This is a genomic window from Arthrobacter sp. R4, assembly GCF_051365025.1.
Classification (GTDB): Bacteria; Actinomycetota; Actinomycetes; order Actinomycetales; family Micrococcaceae; genus Arthrobacter.
Window position 1 is genome coordinate 1 of the sequence record NZ_JBLWIJ010000012.1, and the last position, 21,727, is coordinate 21,727.

The 21,727-nt window shown below is 63.9% G+C and carries 16 protein-coding genes and 1 pseudogene; 4 read left to right on the forward strand and 13 right to left on the reverse strand.

Annotated features, from left to right (window positions below):
* A partial coding sequence (locus tag ACLKOZ_RS08370) for a hypothetical protein (RefSeq protein WP_436474286.1) occupies positions 1 to 187 on the forward strand: 187 nt, incomplete at its 5' end.
* Between the two features lie 156 nt (positions 188 to 343).
* On the opposite strand, the gene ACLKOZ_RS08375 is transcribed toward ACLKOZ_RS08370, so the two are convergent.
* Genes ACLKOZ_RS08375 through ACLKOZ_RS08385 form a run of 3 tightly spaced genes read right to left on the reverse strand, consistent with a single transcriptional unit; the run spans position 344 to position 7,891 of the window.
* Entirely contained in the window at positions 344 to 4,015 is a 3,672-nt protein-coding gene (locus ACLKOZ_RS08375) for a 1,4-alpha-glucan branching enzyme (protein WP_436474289.1), read from the reverse strand.
* A gap of 1 nt (position 4,016) precedes the next feature.
* Positions 4,017 to 5,813, reverse strand: coding sequence for a maltose alpha-D-glucosyltransferase (treS, locus tag ACLKOZ_RS08380; protein ID WP_436474291.1), 1,797 nt, complete (start codon positions 5,811 to 5,813; stop codon positions 4,017 to 4,019).
* On the reverse strand, positions 5,810 to 7,891 hold the full coding sequence (locus ACLKOZ_RS08385) for an alpha-1,4-glucan--maltose-1-phosphate maltosyltransferase (protein WP_436474293.1): 2,082 nt from the start codon (positions 7,889 to 7,891) through the stop codon (positions 5,810 to 5,812). Before ACLKOZ_RS08385 ends, treS begins: the two co-directional genes overlap by 4 nt.
* 152 nt (positions 7,892 to 8,043) lie before the next feature.
* Here ACLKOZ_RS08385 and glgP point away from each other — a divergent pair, with 152 nt between their 5' ends.
* On the forward strand, positions 8,044 to 10,662 hold the full coding sequence (gene glgP, locus ACLKOZ_RS08390) for an alpha-glucan family phosphorylase (protein ID WP_436474295.1): 2,619 nt from the start codon (positions 8,044 to 8,046) through the stop codon (positions 10,660 to 10,662).
* 42 nt (positions 10,663 to 10,704) lie between these two features.
* Here the strand turns inward: glgP and ACLKOZ_RS08395 are convergent, their stop codons facing one another.
* The 7 genes from ACLKOZ_RS08395 to ACLKOZ_RS08425 form a co-directional block, all read right to left on the reverse strand.
* Complete coding sequence (locus tag ACLKOZ_RS08395; protein WP_436474297.1) at positions 10,705 to 11,061, reverse strand: barstar family protein; 357 nt, start codon at positions 11,059 to 11,061, stop codon at positions 10,705 to 10,707.
* Between the two features lie 25 nt (positions 11,062 to 11,086).
* Positions 11,087 to 13,198 carry a glycogen debranching protein GlgX gene (gene glgX, locus ACLKOZ_RS08400; RefSeq protein WP_436474299.1) on the reverse strand — a complete coding sequence of 704 codons (2,112 nt, stop codon included), beginning with the start codon at positions 13,196 to 13,198 and terminating at the stop codon, positions 11,087 to 11,089.
* Positions 13,199 to 13,297: 99 nt separating this feature from the next.
* A complete protein-coding gene (gene rlmB / locus ACLKOZ_RS08405; protein ID WP_436474301.1) occupies positions 13,298 to 14,287 on the reverse strand; it encodes a 23S rRNA (guanosine(2251)-2'-O)-methyltransferase RlmB in 990 nt (329 codons plus the stop codon).
* A gap of 68 nt (positions 14,288 to 14,355) precedes the next feature.
* On the reverse strand, positions 14,356 to 15,822 hold the full coding sequence (gene cysS, locus ACLKOZ_RS08410; RefSeq protein ID WP_436474303.1) for a cysteine--tRNA ligase: 1,467 nt from the start codon (positions 15,820 to 15,822) through the stop codon (positions 14,356 to 14,358).
* The gene (ispF, locus tag ACLKOZ_RS08415; RefSeq protein WP_337348098.1) at positions 15,819 to 16,349 is read right to left on the reverse strand and encodes a 2-C-methyl-D-erythritol 2,4-cyclodiphosphate synthase; all 531 of its coding nucleotides are present in this window, start codon (positions 16,347 to 16,349) and stop codon (positions 15,819 to 15,821) included. The genes cysS and ispF overlap by 4 nt, the downstream gene beginning before the upstream one ends.
* A 2-nt stretch (positions 16,350 to 16,351) precedes the next feature.
* Positions 16,352 to 17,134: a 2-C-methyl-D-erythritol 4-phosphate cytidylyltransferase gene (gene ispD, locus ACLKOZ_RS08420; protein WP_436474306.1), complete on the reverse strand. Its 783-nt coding sequence runs from the start codon at positions 17,132 to 17,134 to the stop codon at positions 16,352 to 16,354.
* Between the two features lie 97 nt (positions 17,135 to 17,231).
* Positions 17,232 to 17,714, reverse strand: coding sequence for a CarD family transcriptional regulator (locus ACLKOZ_RS08425; RefSeq protein ID WP_026266570.1), 483 nt, complete (start codon positions 17,712 to 17,714; stop codon positions 17,232 to 17,234).
* Positions 17,715 to 17,985: 271 nt separating this feature from the next.
* On the opposite strand from ACLKOZ_RS08425, the gene ACLKOZ_RS08430 reads away from it, so the two are divergent.
* Positions 17,986 to 18,531 carry a hypothetical protein gene (locus ACLKOZ_RS08430; RefSeq protein WP_436474309.1) on the forward strand — a complete coding sequence of 182 codons (546 nt, stop codon included), beginning with the start codon at positions 17,986 to 17,988 and terminating at the stop codon, positions 18,529 to 18,531.
* A gap of 121 nt (positions 18,532 to 18,652) precedes the next feature.
* On the opposite strand, the gene ACLKOZ_RS08435 is transcribed toward ACLKOZ_RS08430, so the two are convergent.
* Entirely contained in the window at positions 18,653 to 19,333 is a 681-nt protein-coding gene (locus tag ACLKOZ_RS08435) for a response regulator transcription factor (RefSeq protein WP_337348096.1), read from the reverse strand.
* A complete protein-coding gene (locus ACLKOZ_RS08440) occupies positions 19,330 to 20,565 on the reverse strand; it encodes a sensor histidine kinase (RefSeq protein WP_436474311.1) in 1,236 nt (411 codons plus the stop codon). Before ACLKOZ_RS08440 ends, ACLKOZ_RS08435 begins: the two co-directional genes overlap by 4 nt.
* A gap of 206 nt (positions 20,566 to 20,771) precedes the next feature.
* On the opposite strand from ACLKOZ_RS08440, the gene phoU reads away from it, so the two are divergent.
* Complete coding sequence (phoU, locus tag ACLKOZ_RS08445; RefSeq protein WP_337351951.1) at positions 20,772 to 21,434, forward strand: phosphate signaling complex protein PhoU; 663 nt, start codon at positions 20,772 to 20,774, stop codon at positions 21,432 to 21,434.
* 88 nt (positions 21,435 to 21,522) lie between these two features.
* Here phoU and ACLKOZ_RS08450 read toward each other — a convergent pair.
* Positions 21,523 to 21,727 (reverse strand): annotated as a pseudogene (locus ACLKOZ_RS08450) (phosphate signaling complex protein PhoU); the annotation flags it as partial.

A 21,727-nucleotide genomic window follows, 5' to 3' on the forward strand; every position in this document is an offset into this window, starting at 1 on the left:
TATCAACAAACTTGGCACACTATTGAGTTCTCAAACAACAGACACACCCGGCACCACCACAACCAAACAACAGCCATGGATCGCTCCGGAGCAACTTTTCAAACTTACCGGCTGTCTTCCATCTTGTCAAACCGGCGTCCGCGACCTTCATCAGCCTGAGGCTTTCGTGTCGGTTTTTTCGGTCTGACTCCGTGGAGCAGCGCGGAAATAAACTCTACCACCACTTTGCCGGGATGGCCAACCATCCCTAGGGACGGGCCCTCCGGCAGAACCTTCGGGGTGCTAAAAAGCCCGGAATCTCAAGGATTCCGGGCTTTTTCAGCGGTCAAAAGTGTCCGCTAGCTCACACGTCCGCTGCGGCACCGGGCTTGAAATAGGCGGCCCCCAGCGGCGGAAGAGTGACAGTCAACGTTGCCGGCTGACCGTCCAGTGGCTCAGCGCTGGCCTTCAGCTCTCCGGCGTTGAGCACACCCGATCCCCCGTAGGCCGGAGAGTCCGTGTTCAGGACTTCCCGCCAAGCACCCTTTGACGGGACACCCAGGGTAAAGCCCACGTGGGGACCACCGGAGAAGTTGATGGCGACAACCAGCGGATTGCCGTTCTTGTCCCACCGGACGAAGCTCAGGACGTTGCGGTCCGCGTCCCCGCCATTGATCCACTGGAAACCGCCGGGTTCGTTGTCCCTTTCGTACAGCGGGGGCGTTGAACTGTACAGCTCGTTCAGGTCCTTGGTCAGGAGCTGCACGCCACGGTGGGCCGGAATGTCGGCAAGCCACCAGTCCAGGCCGTGCTGTTCAGACCATTCGGCCTCCTGGCCGAATTCTGTGCCCATGAAGATGAGCTGCTTGCCCGGATGGGCCCACTGGTAGGCGAGGAAGGTCCGCAGGTTGGCCAGCTGCTGCCACCGGTCGCCCGGCATCTTCCGGAGCATCGAACCCTTGCCGTGCACTACTTCATCGTGGCTGATGGGCAGCAGGAAGTTCTCCGTGAACGCGTAGACCAGCGAGAAGGTCACCGTCCCGTGGTGCCACTTGCGGTTGACCGGGTCTTCGGAGGCGTACTTGAGGGAATCGTGCATCCACCCCATGTTCCATTTGAGGCCGAATCCGAGGCCGCTGTGGCTGGTAGGCGCGGTCACGCCGGGGAATGCCGTTGATTCCTCTGCAATCATGACTGCGCCCGGGTGGGTCTTGTACACCGTGGCGTTGACTTCCTGAAGGAACGAGATCGCTTCAAGGTTTTCGCGCCCGCCGAAGCGGTTGGGCTGCCACTGTCCGTCTTCGCGGGAGTAGTCCAGGTACAGCATGGAAGCCACGGCGTCCACGCGAAGGCCATCGATGTGGAATTCGTCCAGCCAGTACAGCGCATTGGCCACCAGGAAGTTCCGGACCTCGGTGCGGCCGAAGTCGAAGATCAGTGTTCCCCAGTCGGGGTGTTCGCCCAGGTTGGGGTCGGCGTGCTCGTACAGGGGTTCGCCGTCGAACTGCGCCAGCGCCCAGGCATCCTTGGGGAAGTGGGCAGGTACCCAGTCCAGGAGCACACCGATGCCGGCCTGGTGCAGCGTATCCACCAGGAAACGGAACTCGTCCGGGTGTCCGAACCGCGAAGTGGGGGCAAAGTAGGACGTGACCTGGTAGCCCCAGGACCCTCCGAACGGGTGTTCTGCCACCGGCATGAACTCAACGTGGGTGAACCCGAGCCACTTGACGTACTCCACCAGTTCCTTGGCCAGCTCACGGTAGCCGAGGCCAAGCCGCCAGGAGCCAAGGTGGACTTCGTAGACGCTCATGGGCGAATTGTGCGGGTCCCGCTGCGCGCGGGCCTCCATCCATTCGGCGTCCTTGAACGCATAGGAAGGTTCCACTACGCGGGAGGCCGTCAGCGGCGGGACCTCCGTGCCAAAGGCCAGCGGATCAGCCTTTTCCACCCAGTGTCCGGCCTTGGTCTTAATTTCGAATTTGTAGCACGCCCCTGCTAAAACGCCGGGAAGAAACACTTCCCAGACTCCCGAGGAGCCGAGGGACCGCAGGGAGTTTTCGCGGCCGTCCCAGGCGTTGAAGTCGCCCTTGACGCGGACAGCCTGGGCGTTCGGGGCCCACACGGCGAAAGATACGCCGTCAACGTCACCCAGTGGGGATTTGTAGTGCTGGACATGGGCGCCCAGCACCTCCCAGAGTTTCTCGTGCCGGCCCTCGCCGATAAGGTGCAGGTCCACTTCCCCCACAGTTGGCAGGTAACGGTACGGTTCGTCCATCGTGAGCGGAGCCGCGCCCGGGTATGTCACTTCGAGCCGGTAGTCCGGCACATGGCCCGGCTGCTCCGGTTCGAGAACGGCAACCCAGACGCCGTGGGCCTCGTGGGCCATGGGCACGGCGCCGGATGCTGTCACCACGGACACGGCTTCAGCCAAGTGCTTGATCGTCCGGACTGTCACATGCCCGTGGTCATCCAGATGGGCACCCAGGATGGAGTGCGGCGCGTGGTGCTCCCCGTTGGCTACCCTGCCCAGGGTGTCCGGGTCCACATGGAGGGGCACCCGGGGCCGATCGGTACGTGCTGAGCCTGTCATTTTGTTACCTTCCGATGCCGCCCCGGCCTGATCGCCGGAGCCTTTACCGCTGAGCAGCCGCCTGGAGGCGTTAGCTGGAATCGCCAGCCAGTCCGGCCTGTTCCGCAATTCATAAACAACTTCATACAGCGCTTTGTCCAGCCACAATGCCACAAACAGGGGCGAATGGCGGTCGATGGTGCCGGGTGTGACAGATGTGTAGCCGGTGAGGAATGCTTCCGCGCAGTCCTCCACCCACGATTCCGGTACGAGCGCGCCTTCCTGTTCGCGTTCGGCGGCCCCCGCCGCGTAGTCGAACGAGCGGAGCATCCCTACGACATCGCGCAGCGGGACATCCGGAAAATTGCGTTCGGCGATGGGCCGGAGGGGTTCGCCCTCAAAGTCCAAAATCGCCCACCGCGCAGCTCCGCCGCGTCCGGGCACCTGGAGGATCTGGCCAAGGTGGAGATCGCCGTGGATCCGTTGCAGCGGACCTGCGGGAACGCCGTCGAGCGCGCTCAGCAGGGCGTCGAGTTCCCGGTCATAAGGCCCGACGGCGGCGCCAGCCTCCGTCCACGTCTTCCGGACGCGTTCGGCTACTCCGGGTGCGATGACCGCGCCCGGGACCGCTTCTTCAGACACGCCCAAGGCCTCCGCGAGGCGGCGGTGGACAGTTGCCGTCGCGGCTCCCAGGGCATGGGCCTCAGCGGTGAAGTCTGTTCCGGTGCGGGCAGCGTCCACGGCGAGCCGCCAGGCGTCCCGTCCGCCGGCGAGGAACTCGTGCGCGACGGCAAGTTCACCGTGGGCCACAGAATAGGAGTTTGCCCCGGGGACATTCCATTCGCCGCGGACCCAGCCCAAGGTGGCGGGAACCTCTGAGGTGCCGGCAGCAGTCAGTGCCGCCCCCACTTCGACTTCGGGGTTTGCTCCGTTGGACAGCACGCGGAAGAATTTCACGATCGCCGCCGACTCGCCGTCGTCCACGATCACTGAACTGTTGGACTGTTCCCCGGACAGCACTTTCACTACGCCGTGTGCCGTGGGCAGACGGTAGTCGGACGGCGACCGGTAGCCGGCCGCATTCCCTGCAATTGCTGCGCTGGCGGTACGGATCAGTTCCAGCCAGGCGGCGACAAAGTCAGGATCGTGAACGGCATCGTATACCCAGGGCCATTCATCGTCCGCGGCGTCATGGCCAACCAGCGCGCGCTCCAGTTCGCCGGCCTGCCCTGCACGCCGGCTCAGCGGAACCTGGAGCACATCGGTCCGCCGTCCGCCGTCGGCCGTTGCCGACGTGACAGCCAGGAGGAAAACCTCCAGCCGGGCCATCGCTGAGCGGTCTGCCAAGCCAAGGCCGCCCACCTGTTCCAATGAGAAGTCGGCTGTCTTGACCGGGAACCAGCGTTGGCGCGGGAGCCATTCCTGCAGCAGCGCAGCCAGGGCCGGGGTGAGGATCGGCTCGCTCATATCAGTTCTCGATGGACAGGATTGGGAGCGCTTGCGTATAAGGCGAAGCCGGGTTAGAGGCTGCCGAACGGATCCGCAGCCAGAAGAAATCGTGGCTGCCGAGCGTCAACGTCAGCGTGCCGTCCCCATCGACTCCGGGGAAGGGCTGTCCGCCGAAAACATCGCGGAGGCCGCGGCCCGCAAACTGGGGAACACGGAGTTTCGTAGCCACCGGATGCTGGGAGAGGTTGAAGGCGCAGAGAATCGTCTCGCCGTCCTCCCCCGCGGTGTTGTCGTCCGAGAGTTCCCGTAGGTAGGCCACCACGGCATCGTGATCGGCCTCAACGTGCTTGAACGCCCCCAGTCCGAAGGCTGGGTGGTTCTTACGGACGCTGAGGATTTGCCGCGTCCAGCGGAGCAAGGATCCCGAATGGGCTGCCTCCGCCTCGACGTTGGCCATGCTGTAGTTATACACAAGCGACTGGATCACCGGTAGATAAAGCTTCCCGGGGTCGGCGTTGGAGAATCCCGCGTTACGGTCCGGGTTCCACTGCATCGGCGTGCGGACTGCGTCGCGGTCCTCGAGCCAGATGTTGTCCCCCATGCCGATCTCGTCCCCGTAGTACAGGAACGGGCTTCCAGGCAAGGACAACAGGAGCGCGTTGATCAGTTCGATCTCCGCCCGGGAGTTGTCCAGCAACGGTGCCAGCCGGCGCCGGATACCAATGTTTGCCCGCATGCGCGGGTCCGGCGCGTACCACCCGAGCATTGCGGCGCGCTCGTCCGCGGTGACCATTTCGAGGGTCAGTTCATCGTGGTTGCGCAGGAACGTCCCCCACTGTGCCCCGTCCGGGATCTCGGGGGTGTCGTGCATGGTCGCGATGATGGGTGCGGCCTTCTGGTCCCGGAGCGCGTAATAGAGGCGGGGCATGATGGGGAAGTGGAACGCCATGTGGCATTCGGGTTCTTCCTCCGTACCGAAATACTCCACCACTTCGTTGGGCGGCTGGTTGGCCTCGGCGATGATGACACGGCCCGGGTAGCTCTCGTCGACCATTCTCCGCAGCTTCCGCAGGAAGTCGTGCGTGGCCGGCAAGTTCTCGCAGTTGGTGCCCTCCTCTTCGAAGAGGTAGGGAATGGCGTCGGCGCGGAAACCGTCAATACCCTGGTCCAGCCAGAACCGGACCACGTCGAACAGCGCTTCGATAACCTTGGGATTTTCGAAGTTCAGGTCGGGCTGGTGGCTGAAGAAGCGATGCCAGAAAAACTGCCGCCGGATGGGGTCGAAGGTCCAGTTGGATTCCTCCGTGTCCACAAAGATGATGCGCGCATCCTGGTACTTTTCGTCGGTATCGCTCCAGACGTAGAAGTCGCCGAACGGGCCGTCGGGATCCTTGCGTGATTCCTGGAACCAGGGGTGCTGGTCCGATGTGTGGTTCAGCGGGAGGTCGATAATGACCCGTACGCCACGGGCATGTGCTTCGGCCACCAGGCGTTTGAAGTCGCTGATGGTGCCAAATTCATCCAACACGGAGTTGTAGTCCGAGATGTCGTAGCCGCCATCGCGCAACGGGGACTGGAAGAACGGCGGCAGCCACAGGCAGTCCACTCCGAGCCACTGCAGGTAGTCAAGCCTGTCGATCAGGCCGCTGAAGTCACCGGACCCATCGCCGTTCGCATCCGCAAAGGCCCTGACCAGCACTTCATAGAACACGGCCTTCCGGTACCAATGCGGGTCGTGTTGAAGTCCTGGCGCGTTCAGCTCGAACGTGCTCTTAGGAGTAAAATGCTGGCCGGATCCTTGCGGGTTAAAACTCACTGATGCATTCTCCTCACGCTCAAGATGTGTGCGGGCTCGACGTGCGAGTCCAGGCGGACGTAGTTGTATTCGCCCCATTCCCAGGTTTCACCGGTAATGAGGTCCTCCACCCGGAAGCCGCCGTTGGGCGACAGGTCCTCCGGATCGAGCTCCAGCGCTGCCAAGTCCAGGGAGACGGTGCTTTCCCTGGTTCCGTGCGGATCTACGTTGACTACCACGATGATGGTGTCCTTGGTGCCGTCCGGGAGGGTCTTGTGCTTGGAGTACACCACCGTGGCGTCATCAGTGCTGTGATGCACCGTCAGGTTCTGCAGGTCCTGCAGCGCCGGATGGGCGTGCCGGATGGCGTTGAGCCGGGTGATGTAGGGCGCGAGCGTGCGCCCTGATTCCGCAGCGGCGTCCCAGTCGCGTGCCTTGTACTCGAACTTTTCGTTGTCGATGTACTCCTCAGCGCCGGGCCGGGCGACGTGTTCATACAGTTCGTAACCGGCGTAGACACCCCACAGCGGGCTGGCAGTGGAAGCCAGGGCCGCGCGGATCTTGAAGGCCGCCGGGCCGCCGTACTGGAGGTACTCCGTCAGGATGTCCGGGGTGTTGACGAAAAAGTTGGGCCGGAAGAAGGCGGCCGACTCATGGCTGACTTCGGTGAAGTAGCTTTCGAGTTCCTTCTTGGTGTTCCGCCAGGTGAAGTAGGTGTAGGACTGCTGGAATCCTGCCCGGCCCAGCGCGTGCATCATCGCCGGCCTGGTGAAGGCCTCGGCGAGGAACACCACACCGGGGGCCTTTTTGTTGACTTGGGCAATGAGCCATTCCCAGAACCAGACGGGCTTGGTATGCGGATTATCCACGCGGAAAATCTTGACGCCGTGGCTGACCCACAGCAGCACAATCCGGAGGATTTCCTTTGACAGGCCCTCCGGGTCATTGTCGAAATTCAGGGGATAAATATCCTGGTATTTTTTGGGCGGGTTTTCTGCATAGGCAATGCTGCCGTCCACACGCGTGGTGAACCATTCCGGATTGCTTTCCACCCAGGGGTGGTCAGGGGCGGCCTGGAGGGCCAGGTCCAGCGCAACTTCCAGCCCGAGTTCGTTGGCCCGGGCGACGAAGGCATCAAAGTCCTCGAAGGTACCCAGGTCCGGGTGGATAGCATCGTGGCCACCTTCCTTGGCGCCGATGGCCCAGGGCGAGCCGGGGTCGTGGGGCCCGGCGATCAGGGTGTTGTTGGGCCCCTTCCGGTGCTGCACACCGATCGGGTGGATGGGCGGCATGTAGAGCACGTCAAAGCCCATGGCGGCCACGGCGTCCAGCCGCTTGGCAGCGGTCCGGAAATTGCCCGAGGTCCAGGCACCCGTGGAGTGATCCCGGACGGCGCCCTCCGAACGCGGGAAGAATTCGTACCAGGCGCCGCGGCCGGCGAGGTCGCGTTCGACGAACAGGGGGTACTGCTCGGACACGGCAACCAGTTCACGGATCGGTTGGCGGTCAACGACGGCCATAACTTCCGGGCTGAAGCCGGCGGCCAGCCGCTCCTCGTCGGTGAGGGATGCGTTGGCCAGCATGGAAGCGGCCATCCGCAGGGTCCGGCGGTCGGACGCGTTGCGGAAGGATTCCTCGGCGGCTTCCGATAGCAACGCCGCTCCCTCTGCCAGCATCAGCTCGACGTCGATCCCGGCCGCAACCTTCACTTCGGCGTTGTGATGCCATGTTCCATAGCGGTCATGCCAGGCCTCGATGAGGAAAGTCCAGTTTCCCGTGCCCGACGGCGTGAGGATACCTTCCCAGCGGTCCGTCCCCATTCCGCGTTCCCCACGCGGGGCTGCGAGCCTGACCCGCTGGCGTTCCTTGCCCTTGGGGTCCAGGAGGACGGCGCTGACTCCGAGCATGTCATGGCCTTCACGGAATGCAGTGGCTCCCACCACGATTCCTTCGCCCGGCAACGCCTTGGCGGGAAACTTTCCTCCCTCCACCACGGGCTGCACGTCGGTGATGGGAAAACGGCCAAACCGCAGACCGTCAGTGATTCGGCCCTTCGGCTTTTGCTTTGCTGCTGCACTGGTACCTGATTTAGTCGTCACAGGCTCGACGTTAGCGAGAAATCACCGAGATTGCTAAGCCTGCGCAGTTTTTCACGTGGGCGATTCGACTTTTCCGGGGCCTCATCTGTCATTTACCTAAAAGAAAGCTAAAGCTGTTCCGGCCGCCCATGTTGTCGATTAGTGTGGCGCAGGTGAAGGCAATCCGCAGATTTACCGTCCGAACCGTTCTCCCTGAACCGATCAGGCCGCTGGCCCGGTTGGCTACCAACCTGCGCTGGTCCTGGCACCGGCCCACCCGCGAACTTTTCGCGGGCCTGCACCCCAAGGTCTGGGAGGAAAGCGGCCAGGATCCCGTGAGTTTCCTCGGGCTGGTAAGCCGCGAAGAGTTCCAGCGCCTGGCGGCAGACCAGTCAGTGGTGGAGCGCGTACGCGCCGCCGAGGAGGACCTCGACCGGTACCTCGAGGAACCACGCTGGTACCAGGGCTTGGGATCCGACGCTCCAACCTCCATCGCCTACTTTTCGCCGGAGTTCGGTATCACCGAGGTGCTCCCGCAGTACTCGGGAGGCCTCGGCATCCTGGCCGGCGACCACTTGAAGGCGGCCTCGGACCTTGGCGTCCCCCTGATCGGTGTTGGCCTGCTGTACCAGGCCGGGTACTTCAAGCAGTCACTCTCGCGCGACGCCTGGCAGCAAGAGACGTATCCGGTACTGGATCCTGACGGACTGCCGCTGACCCTGCTGCGCGAACCATCGGATGACGGTAACGGCCGCCCCCTCCAGATCTCTCTCCCGCTCCCCAACGGCCGGCGGCTGCTGGCACACATCTGGCGTGCCGACGTCGGACGCGTTCCCCTCCTGCTCCTGGACTCAAACGTTCCCGGCAACGACGACGCCGCGCGCGGGATCACCGACCGCCTGTACGGCGGGGGCGGGGACCACCGGCTCCAGCAGGAACTCCTCCTGGGCATGGGAGGCGTGAAGGCGCTGCGGGCATACCAGCGCCTCACGGGCCGTGACGCCCCGGAAGTGTTCCACACCAACGAAGGCCACGCAGGATTCCTCGGAATTGAACGCATCCAGGAACTGATGTCCGGCGAGGACGCGCTGAGCTTTGAAGAAGCCCTGGCGGCCGGCCGCGCCTCCACGGTTTTCACCACCCACACGCCGGTCCCGGCCGGCATCGACCGGTTCGAGGTTTCGCAGATCCAGCACTTCTTCCAGGCCGGGCTCGCTCCGGCGGTACCGGTGGACAGGATCCTTGAGCTGGGCCGCGAGAACTACGCCGACGGCAACCCGTCGGTGTTCAACATGGCAGTGATGGGGCTGCGGCTCGCGCAGCGGGCCAATGGCGTTGCCAAGCTCCATGGCGAAGTGTCCCGCGGCATGTTCTCCGCCCTCTGGCCGGGGTTCGACCACTCCGAGGTGCCCATTACGTCGGTGACGAACGGCGTGCATGTGCCCACCTGGGTGGACGGCCGGATCTCCAAACTGGCCAGGGAGCAGTTCGGCACGGAGGCTGAGGCCAACGGCCGGTGGGACTTGGCATACAACGTCAGCGACGCCGACGTCTGGGCCCTGCGCCGTGCGATGCGTGCGGCGCTGGTGGAGGACGTCCGCCGCCGCCTCCGCGCTGCCTGGAAGAAGCGCGGGGCCGCCGACGCCGAACTCGGCTGGACCGACAGCGTGCTGGACCCCGACGTGTTGACGATCGGCTTTGCCCGCCGCGTGCCCACGTACAAGCGACTGACGCTGATGCTGCGCGAACCAGACCGGCTGAAGGCGCTGCTGCTGCACAAGGAGCATCCCATCCAGTTGGTCATCGCCGGCAAGTCCCACCCGGCCGATGACGCCGGCAAGAAGATGATCCAGGAACTGGTCCGCTTCACCGACGATCCTGAAGTCCGGCACCGGATCGCTTTCCTGCCCAACTACGACATCGCCATGGCCCGCACGCTGTTCCCCGGCTGCGACGTCTGGCTCAACAATCCCCTCCGGCCCTTGGAGGCCTGCGGTACATCCGGGATGAAGGCTGCCATCAACGGTTCGCTGAACCTTTCAGTGCTCGATGGCTGGTGGGACGAAATGTACGACGGCGAAAACGGCTGGGCGATCCCTACCGCCAACAACGGCGCGTCCCCCGAGGAACGCGACGACATTGAGGCGGCCGCACTCTATGAACTGCTGGAGACCCAGGTGGCGCCGCGCTTCTACGGCAACACTGTTTCCGAAGGCGCCGGCGCTGCAGGCCCCTCGGAATCCGGCACTGAAAAGGTCCCCACGCATTGGGTGTCCATGATCAAACACACGCTCTCCCACCTGGGCCCTGCTGTGTCGGCCGAACGGATGCTGCGCGACTACGTGAACATGCTGTACCGGCCCGCAGCCGAAGCGGGCCGCAGGGCTGTCACGGATTCGTACGCCCAGGCCCGGGATCTGGCGGCCTGGACTGCCGAGGTCCGCGCCGCCTGGCCGCTGATCCATGTGGAGCACGTGGATTCCGTGGGCGTTTCAGAAGACCCGCAGATTGGCGACACCCTGCAGGTCAACGCCTATGTGGCCCTCCATACGCTCGCCCCTGAAGATGTCTCGGTGGAGGTGGCCTACGGACGGGCCGAAGAGAACGACACCCTTGCAGACGTCACGGTGATGGAGCTCAAACCCCAGGAGGATCTCGGCGGCGGACGGCACCTGTTCAGCGGGTCACTGCTCATTGACCGGGCGGGCTCGTTCGGCTACACGGTCCGGGTCCTGCCCACGCACGAGGCACTGGCTTCCAAGGCGGAACTGGGGCTGATCGTCAACGCCTGATATTTGCATTGACCCAGCCGGCGGGTGAACGCGCCGGCTGGGTCAGAGCAGCACTGCCGTGACGTTGAGGTCTTTGCCGGCGTAGCTTTCGGCGTCCTGGAGGATCTCGCAGATGATGCCGAAGGACCGGTCGCCCCGGAATGGCGCGGCCACCTGCCACAGGACGGTGACGGGCAAGTGGCCGTCGTCCGTGATGCTGTCCGCAAAATCGTGGAGCGAATCGTTAAGGGCATCCAGATTGATGCCGTCGTGCTCCGGGAAGTTCAGGACTTCGCCGAAGGTCTCAAGCACGGCTTTCTTGCTGTCGGCAGCCGGCACCACAAGGCTGCGACGGCCGGCATCTGCAACCTGCTCCTGCAGCTCTTCCAGGCTCCAGGTGTCAGCGGAATAGATCTTCATGGTTTGCCTAGCTGCCTTCTGCTGACTACGTGCGGTAAATGTTGATCGAGTTCGCCTGGACCACATCCGATTCACCCGAGGCCACAACGCTTCCCTGGCGCAACTCATGCAGCGGGGACGTCGTGAGCCTGAGCTCAAATAACCTGTGCGGTGTGCCGTCGTCATTGGTGACCTGGGGCAGGGTGATCTTCACGTCAGTGTTGCTGCCGTTGACCACCACCAGCCCGGCCAGCGTTCCGTCGTCCGAGCCGAGCAGGAGTTGCATGGTCCGGTGCCGCGGGTCATGCCAGCGGTCCATGGACATGGGTTCCCCGGACTGATCAAACCAGAAGAGGTAGGACTGCTCATCCCGGACAGGGAAGTCGTGGGGCTGGCTGGCCAGGAATTCCTTGCGCAGCCTGATGTACCTCTTTGTGCTGCGCAGCATTTCATGGGACTCAGGGGTCCGGGTCCAGTCCACCCAGGCGATCGGGTTGTCCTGGCAGTAGGCGTTGTTGTTCCCCTGCTGGGTCCTGGCCAGCTCATCCCCTGCCGTGATCATGGGCACGCCCATGGAGATCATCAGGGACGCCATCAGGTTGCGCCGGGATTGCGCGCGCTCGGCCAGGATTGCCTCGTTCTCAGTGCGCCCCTCGAAACCGTGGTTGTAGCTGCGGTTGTCGCCGTGGCCATCCCGGTTCTGCTCACCGTTGGCTTCATTATGCTTGCGGTCATAGGAGACCAGGTCATTGAGCGTGAAGCCGTCATGGGCCGTGATGAAGTTGAGCGAGGCCAGCCGGGAGCGCCCCGACCCTTCAAACAGCCCGGCAGAACCGGACAATGCGTCGGCCAGCCTTGCCACCGAACCGCCTTGGCCGCCGGCTTCGATGGCGGCGCGGTCAGCGAGCCAAAAAGACCGCACGCCGTCCCGGAAGTGGTCGTTCCAGTCCACCCAGCCGCCGGGGAAACGCCCGGTCTGCCAGCCCCCGTAGCCCACGTCCCACGGCTCGGCAATGAGTTTCACGTCCGACAACACAGGATCCGCCGCGATGGCCACCAGGAACGGGTGCCGGGGATCAAATTCATTGGCCGCGTTCCGGCACAGCGTTACGGCAAGGTCGAACCGGAAGCCGTCGATGTGGAATTCGTCCACCCAGTACCGGAGGGAGTCCAGCACCAGCTGCACCACGCGGGGTTCGCCAAAATTCAGGGTGTTTCCGCAGCCGGTGGTGTCCACATACCTGCCGTGTCCGTCCGTCCGGTAATACTTGTCCTCGCCTAGGCCACGGAAGCTCAGCGCCGGCCGGTCAGGCCCGCCCTCAGCCGTGTGGTTGTAGACAACATCCAGGATCACTTCCAGCCCGGCTGCATGGAGCAGCTTGACCATGCCCTTGAACTCATCCTGGATGGCCTGCGGGCCGGCTTCCTGCGCGGCTTGGGTGGCGTAGCTGGGATGGGGCGCGAAGAAGGCGGCGGTGTTATAGCCCCAGTAGTTGGTCAGGGCAAGGTTCTGGAGGTGGGGTTCGTCAAGGTGGAAATGCACGGGCAGGAGCTGGACCGAAGTGATCCCCAGGCTCTTGAGGTGCTCAATGATGGCCGGGTGCGCCATGCCGGCGTACGTACCACGGAGTTCCTCGGGCACGTCCGGGTGAAGCATGCTCTGGCCGCGGACATGGGCCTCGTAAATGATCGTGTTCCGCCAGTGGGTCCGAGGGCGTGCGTCGTTGCCCCAGTCGAAATCGGCGGCCATCCTGACGTTAGTCAGGAATCCCTCCCGCTGGTCCACCGCCCGGCCGTAAGGATCGAGCAGCAGCGGCTGCCCGCCGTCGTCGTCCAGGTCAAGGGTGGGGACTGAGAGCGGCAACGATTCCTCTTTGGACGTCGCCCGGAACCCATACCGCGAACCGATGGGGAAACCATCGACGATGCCGTGGTGGACGCCGTGGGTGACGTTCGGCAGCGCCTTGAGCTGCCATTCACCGCCCGGCGCCTTGTACGCGATCTCCAGGCTGGCCACGCCGGGCGCGTACACGGCCACGTTCGCGCGGGACTGCGGAACATGTCCGCCCCCGTTGTCCGGGCGCGGAACGCTGACACCGAGGGGACGCGCCGTGGAGGCGTCCATGGTGGAAGCAGTATCGAAAAGCGGCATAACCATCACCTAAATATTAGCCGCCGGCGCGAAAATGCCAGTGCTTCCAGTTATGTGACGGTGCCCCCTTAAGCAGCCGCCACCCTTCCTCCGTACGCTGCGGTGTTACTTCGTGGCGCGCTGCCGGGAAACCTCGTAAAGGGAAATGCCTACGGCCATTGAGGCATTCAGCGATTCCATCGCGGAGTCGATCGGGATGGAAACGATCTGGTCGCAGTTTTCCCGGACCAGGCGGCTAAGGCCCTTGCCTTCGGATCCGACCACGATGCACACCGGTTCCTTCGCGAGGGTGAGATCCGGCAGCGAAACGTCGCCGTCACCGTCGAGCCCGAGGACGAAGATGCCCATGTTCTTGAACTGCTTCAGGGCGCTGTTCAGGTTGGCGGCGCGTGCCACCGGAACCCGGACTGCCGCGCCGGCGCTGGTCTTCCAGGCCGAGGCTGTAACGCCGACGGACCGGCGTTCAGGGACAATGACGCCGTGGCCGCTGAAGGCTGAAACGGAGCGGATGATGGCGCCGAGGTTGCGGGGATCGGTAATGCCGTCCAAGGCCACAAACAGCGGCGCGTTAGCGACGTGGCCCTTCTTCCAGCGATTCACTGTTTCCTCCGCCAGGTCATACGCATCCTGGTACTCGTAAGGCGGAATCTGAAGGACCAGACCCTGGTGGACTGCGTCATCGGTCATACGGTCCAGTTCGGGCTTGCCGGTTTCCAGCAAAGGGATGCCACGTTCGGCCGCGATCTTGAGGGACTCCTTGACGCGGTCATCCATTTCGATCCGGATGGCGATGTGCAGTGCCTTGGCGGGGATGCCCGCACGCAACGCCTCCACCACGGAGTTGCGGCCGGTGACGACCTCTTCGGTAGCCCGTCCCTTGGGACCGGTCCGGGCCGCGCCGGCGCTGCGGGCGCCGGTCCCACGCTTGGCGGCCGACCTCTCCGCCAACTGCTTGCTCTTGTGGGCCTTGTGGTAAGGGCGGTCCTCCGCCTTGGGCGTGGGGCCCTTGCCTTCGAGGGCCTTACGGCCGTGACCACCGGTTCCGATGGTTGGGCCCTTCTTCGCTTTAACCGATCGGCGACCATTGTTGGCCATTGTGTTCCACCCTTGATTGTTTGACTGAGTCTGCCTACCAGTCTACTGAACCAAGTAAAATCGCCGGTTCAGTCCCGCTGCAGGCTCCAGGTGGCTCCGTCGGGACCGTCCTCGACGGCGATTCCGGCTGCCTTAAGCGTGTCCCGGATGGCGTCCGAGGCTGCCCAGTCCTTGGAGGCCCGGGCCTGGGCGCGGGCCACGAGCTGGGCTTCAACGAGCACACCGAGCGCCTCCGCTTCCCGGCTGTCCCCTGCATCGGAGCCTGCAACGGCGTTCAGGCCCAGGACTTCAGTCATGAGGCTCACCATGCGCTTGGCCGCGAGGGCAATGACGTCGTCAGAGGCAGCCAAGGCGGCGTTGCCGGCTCGGACAACCTGATGTAGAGCGCCGAGAGCCCTCGGAATATTCAGGTCATCATCCATGGCCGCTTCGAACTCTTCGAACAATTCATCGATGGGCGACCAGGATGAAGACTTTGCGTCGCCGAAGTCGCTGTATTTTGCCGCAGCCTTGGCCTGAAATCCATCAATGCGTTCGACGGCGGCCGCAGCCTCCTCCAGGGAGGTGGGCCGGTAGTCCAACACGGAGCGGTAGTGGGCCTGCCCCAGGTAGTACCGGACGACGCGCGCCGGGGCCAGTTGCAGCATCTCGGCAGGGCTGACGGTGTTGCCGATGGACTTGGACATCTTTTCGCCCTGGTACGTGACCATGCCGTTGTGCATCCAGAAGTTGGCAAAGCCGTGGCCTGCTGCCTGGGACTGGGCCATCTCGTTCTCGTGGTGCGGGAAGCGCAGGTCCAACCCGCCTCCGTGGATGTCGAACTCGGTGCCGAGGTATTTGGTGACCATGGCGGAGCATTCCAGGTGCCAGCCAGGGCGGCCGGCGCCCCAGGGCGAGGCCCAGCTGGCCGTCGTCGGCTCTCCCTCTTTGGAGCCCTTCCACAAGGCGAAGTCGCGGGGGTCTTTCTTTCCCCGCGGATCGGCATCCTGGGAGCCCTGCATGTCATCGATGTTCTGGCGGGTCAAGGATCCATACCGGTCCCAGGATCGCACGTCGAAATAGACGTCGCCGGAGTCATCCAGCGCGGGATAGGCGTGGCCACGGTCGATCAACTGCTGGATCAGTACATGCATCTCGGGAATGTGTCCGGTGGCACGCGGCTCATACGTTGGCCGGGACACGCCAAGGGTGTCGTAGGCCTTGAGGAACTCCTGCTCGTAGCGGTAGGCCAATGCCCACCACTCCTCCTCGCGCAGCTCCCCCGGTTCGGGCGAAAAGCCCGGCGCGAAGGACGCCTCAGACTTGGCAAGGATCTTGTCATCGATGTCGGTGACATTCCTGACAACCGTGACGCGGTACCCGCGGTACGTGAGCCAGCGGGTGAGCTGGTCGAACGCAATGGCGGAGCGGATGTGTCCGACATGGGGCATGCCCTGGACGGTAGCGCCGCAGTAGTAGAGGCTCGCCTTGCCCGGTTCGAGGGGGACGAAGTCTCGGACTTCGGCGGATGCTGTGTCGTAAAAGCGCAGGGTCACCGCTCCAGATTAGCCGAAGAGTGCACGTTACCCAGGGGATACACCAGCGCGGTGGCCATGGCCGAGATACCCTCACCCCTGCCAGTGAACCCCAGCCCGTCGCTGGTGGTGGCCGTGACGCTGACCGGAGCGCCAGCAGCTTCACTCAGGACGCGCTGGGATTCTTCCCGCCGTGGCCCGAATTTGGGCCGGTTGCCCACAAACTGCACGGCGACGTTGCCGATCTCGAAACCGGCAGCCCGCACGATCCTGGCGGCCTCGGCAAGGAGCGTTACGCCGGAGGCGCCGGCAAACTCGGGGCGGTCCGTTCCGAAGTGGGTTCCCAAGTCTCCGATTCCAGCCGCCGAGAACAGTGCGTCTGCCGCGGCGTGGGCTACGGGGTCCCCATCAGAGTGGCCTGCAAGGCCACGTTCACCCTCCCAGTGGAGACCTCCCAGCCACAATGGGCGGGGTTTGTCCGCGGGGGCGAAGGCATGCACGTCCAGCCCGATTCCAGTGCGCGGCAGGATCATGTTGTCCTGTCCCATGTTCAGCCTTCCACCCAGCGGGTGCCCAGCGGCCCCTCCAGGAGCCCTTCGGCGAGGATCAGGTCCAGAGGCGTGGTGATTTTCAGTGACTGGGTTGAGCCACGGACGGCGAAGACCTGCGTGCCGACCATTTCCACGAGCATGGCGTCGTCCGTGACCGCTGCCGACTGCTTCTCATCCAAAGCCCGGGACGCCTCATGCGCCTTCAGGAGGGTGCTGAGCTGGAAACCCTGAGGCGTTTGGACCGCGCGGAGTTCCTCCCGCGGCGCGGTCCCAGTGACGATTTCCGGCGCCAACGCGCTGTCCTGGCCCGTGGTGGCTGCGACCGTCTTGACGGTGTCCACCACCGGGATAGCGGGGATGACCGCTGCGGCCCCGGCGGCCAACGCGTCAGCGACCCGGTGGAAGACGGATTCGGGAGTGAGCGCCCGCGCGGCATCGTGCACAAGGACCGCCTCAATACCTTCCATCAGGACAGCGATGCCGGCCCGGACGGAGTCCGCACGCGTGGCGCCGCCGTCAACGATCGTCAGGACAGGACCGCCGTCGGCCAGTTCCTCCCGGAAGTCCTCGCAAAGCCGGCGGAGGCCGTCGTCCCCAGCCGGCAGGGCAACACAGACCTGGCTGCTGATTCCGGACGCGACGACGCCCCGCAGGGCATGGGTCAGAAGGGGTTCGCCGCCCAGCGGAACGGCAGCTTTGGGCATGCCGTAGCCGAGCCGCTGCCCTGAACCTGCGGCCACCAGGATCACTGCGGTGACAAGGCGGTTGGGTGTTTCACTCATGCGGACTAGCCTACGTCCCCGGGGGCAGCCCCGGCCGGACCTGCATCCGGGCAAAAAGAAACCCCGGCGACACTTGCGTGCCACCGGGGTTCAATTCTTAGGAAGCCAGGACCTCGTCGAGAACGCTGGCAGCCTTCTCTTCGTCGGTCTTTTCGGCCAGCGCCAATTCTGAAATCAGAATCTGCCGGGCCTTGGCCAGCATTCGCTTCTCACCTGCGGAAAGGCCCCGATCGTGATCTCGGCGCCAGAGGTCGCGGACGACCTCAGCTACCTTGATGACGTCACCGGAAGCAAGCTTCTCCAGATTTGCCTTGTATCTGCGTGACCAGTTGGTGGGCTCTTCAGTGAACTCGGCACGGAGCACATCAAATACGTGCTCCAGGCCTTCCTTGCCCACTACGTCCCGGACCCCAACAAGGTCAACGTTTTCTGCTGGAACTTCAATGGTCAGATCACCCTGAGCCACCTTGAGCTTGAGATACATTTTCTCTTCGCCCTTGACGGTGCGCATCTTGATTTCTTCAATTTTTGCAGCACCGTGGTGAGGGTAAACTACTGTCTCGCCGACCTCAAATACCATGTGGACATTCCCCTTTCCCGCAGACCAGTTTATCACGATTCGGGCATATGACTGGCCGCGAAAGGGGCCCGGAACCGCATGAATACGCGGAAAATGGGCAGAATCGACCCCCTTGAACCCCTTGACGGATGCAGATAATAGTGCATCGAAGGGGCGCTGCCAAGGGCAATGTGACCATCCGGAATCCGCGTTTGGGCGGGTTTGCGGATAGGCTATGGGCTGAATAATGTTCCAAGACTCTTGAGGAGTACGTGACGTGCGTTTCACTGCGATGAACCGGGCCCAGCGCGGCAAACTGGCAATGGCGGCAGCTGCCCTGGGCCTCGGCCTGGTGACCGTGACCGGGTGCGGCTACATCACCCCCCAGCAGACTTCGCACCAGTACTCCGCGTCGGATGGCATCCGCGCGGACCTGGGCCCCCTGCAGCTGCGGAACTTCCTGATCGTTTCTGCAGGCGAAGACCAGCCCGGCCGCCTGCTCGGGGCGGTGTACAACTCGTCGTCAAAGGACGTCAAGCTGACGGTCAACGGTGCTGAAGGCTCGCAGACGCAGGTATCTGTGAAGGCAAACTCCTACACGCTGCTCAACGACTCGACCGACGAAGCGATCCTCAGCACCAGCGGCGGTATTGCCGGCTCCCTGGTGCCGGTCAAGGTCACCGAAAGCGGCACCAACGTGACCGACACCATCGACGTCCCCGTCCTGGACGCAACCTTGGAAGAGTACAAGGAGTATGTCCCGGGCGGCAGCGAGCCCACCGGAACGAGCTCACCGACGCCGACGCCGTCGACCTCCTCTGCGGCCGCAGCGCACTAGGCACTTTCCGGGTCCGGAACCCGAACGCACAAAGGAGGGGCTCCCCGTGGGGAGCCCCTCCTTTGTCCGTCCGGCGCTGTCCGTCCGGCGCTGTCCATCCGGTCTTAGGCAGCCCGCCGGCTCAGGGTTCGAACTTGTAGCCGAGGCCGCGGACCGTCACCAGGAACCGCGGCGCCGACGGATCCGGCTCAATCTTGCTCCGCAGCCGCTTGACATGGACGTCAAGGGTCTTGGTGTCGCCGACGTAGTCGGAGCCCCAGACCCGGTCGATGAGTTGGCCACGCGTCAGGACGCGCCCCGAGTTCCGGAGCAGCATTTCGAGCAATTCGAACTCCTTCAGGGGCAGCAGCACCTGTTCACCGCCCACGCTCACCACATGCCGCTCGATGTCCATCCGGACGGGTCCAGCCTGAACCGTGGAGGAGATCAGCTCTTCCGGTTCGCCCTGGCGGCGGAGCACAGCCCTTACCCTGGCTACCAGCTCGCGGGAGGAATACGGCTTGGTCACGTAGTCGTCGGCGCCCAACTCCAGGCCCACTACTTTGTCGATCTCGGAATCCTTGGCGGTCAGCATAATGACCGGGACACCGGACCGCTGCCGGAGCTGCCGGCACACTTCAGTCCCGGACAGGCCCGGGAGCTGTAGGTCCAGCAGAACCAGGTCGGCGCCGTTACGGTCGAATTCGGTGATGGCGTCCAGGCCGTTGTCCACGACCTCCACCTCGAAGCCTTCCTTGCCCAGCAAATAGGACAGCGGGTCGCTGAACGACTCTTCGTCCTCAACTATCAAGATCCTGCTCAAGCGCTAGCTCCTTGTTCGTGTGCGCCGGCGGCGCGGGATTCATGGGTGTGCTGGGCGGCGTGGTGCTTCGACCGTGCAGAGGGCGGGCTGGAGGCCGGTTCGTCCTCGACGTCCTGCCCCTCCATTTCCGGAAGCCGCAGCGTAAAGGTGGAGCCTTGGCCGGGCTGGGACCACAGGGTGACCTCGCCACCGTGGTTTGAGACAACGTGCTTGACGATGCTCAGTCCAAGGCCTGTTCCGCCGGTGTGCCGGGAACGTGCCGCGTCCACGCGATAGAAACGCTCGAACACGCGCTCCTGGTCCTCCGGGGACAATCCTTCGCCCTGGTCAGTCACTGAGATGGCGATGAGTCCTTCCTTGGCACGGACCCCCACCCCCACCCGGGTGTTCTCCGGCGAGTACCGGATGGCGTTGTCAATCAGGTTGCGCAGCGCCGTGACCAGCAGGTCAGGGTCCCCGTAGACCTTTCCGTCCACGTGCCCGCCCACGACGATCTTGATGTTTTTGCTTTCCGCGGGGAGCTGGGACCGGTCCACGGCCTCATGGATGACGGTGTTGATATCCACGGGCCTTCCCTGCTGGGTGACACTGGCTCCCTGCAGGCGGGACAACTCGATGATGTCCTGGACGAGCGCCGCCAGGCGGCCGGACTCCTTGTGCATGCGCTTGGCGAAACGGCGCACGGCGTCCTCGTCGTCAGCCGAGGACTCCAGCGCTTCGGCCAGGAGGGAGATCGCCCCCACCGGAGTTTTCAGCTCGTGGGACACGTTAGCCACAAAGTCGTTGCGGATTTCTTCGGTCCGGGTGATTTCGGTGCGGTCGTCGGCCAGCAGGAGAATGTATTCCTCACCGAGCATGGCTGCGCGCACCTGCACGATGATGGTTCCCTGGCCGAGGGGGCCACGGGGCAGCTCCAGCTGTTTCTCGATAATCACGCCGTCGCGGCGGACGCCGGCGGTCATGTCCAGCAACGGCTTGTGAACCACGGTATGGCCGCGCACCAGGCCATAGGCGTAGGCCGCCGGGCTGGCCCTGACCACACCGTCCACGGCATCCACCACCACAAAGGCACGCCCGACGACGGCCAGCACCTCAGCTGCGCCCGCCGGCAGTGCGAGTTCGTCGACGTCGATATCGACCAGTTGACGCTGCTTTTCGCTGACCCTGAAAGCAAGCACGCCGAAAGTGCCGAACGACAGGCCGACGAGGCCTGCAATGACACCGATGAGCATAGGATCCACGTTCCCAGCTTATGCTGTGGGAAATGCGGTATTGCCGCATCAGACCCTCCGAGGGAGACGGTTCAACTAACGTTCATCTGCCGAGTGCCAATCGTTCACCAGCCGCTGGCAGAGTATGGAGTTGGACTGCCGAACGGCGACACGAACCCCCGCCGGCGGACAAGGCCGGCGGGCGGTTCCAAGGAAAGGACGCCAACGTGCGTAAGGTTTTTCAGGAAGAACTTGCCCAGGTCGGTGAGCAGCTCGTCGAGATCTCACAGCTGGTCAGCGAAGCGATCGGAAAGGCAACGACGTCTTTCCAGGTGGCGGACGTGGACTTGGCCCAGGACGTGATCGCAGCCGACGCCCGGATCGACTTCCTCCAGAACAGCCTCGACGAGCGCGCTATCGACATCCTGGCCCTGCAGGGCCCGGTTGCCAGCGACCTCCGCATGCTGGTGGGCTCGCTGCGCATGAGCGCGTCGCTGGAGCGGATGGGTGACCTCGCCCGCCACATCGCCCAGTTGGCCCGGCTGCGCTTCCCCTCCACGGTGATCCCGGCCTCCATGACCGATACGTTCAAGGAACTGGCTGAACTGGACCAGCTGATCGCTGCCAAGCTGACGGTGTTGCTGGAAACCCGCAACCTGGAAGTTGCCCGCGACATCCTGAAGGCGAACAGTGCCATCAACGACCTCCACCTGAGCGTGTTCAAGGCAATCGCCAGCCCGGACTGGCAGGAATCCCCCGCTACCACCGTGGACGTGGCCCTCGCCAGCCGTTATTTCGAGCGCTTCGCGGACCACGGCGTTTCCGTGGCCCAGAAAGTCACCTACCTCGTGACCGGTGCCTGGCAGCCGAACGGCACCGAGCACAGCTGACAGCTGCGTTTGTGCCCAGCAAACGACGGCGGGCCGGTCACCTCGAGGTGACCGGCCCGCCGTCGTTTGCTGGGCACAAACGCAGCTGTCAGCTGTGCTCGGTGCCGTTCGGCTGCCAGGCACCGGTCACGAGGTAGGTGACTTTCTGGGCCACGGAAACGCCGTGGTCCGCGAAGCGCTCGAAATAACGGCTGGCGAGGGCCACGTCCACGGTGGTAGCGGGGGATTCCTGCCAGTCCGGGCTGGCGATTGCCTTGAACACGCTCAGGTGGAGGTCGTTGATGGCACTGTTC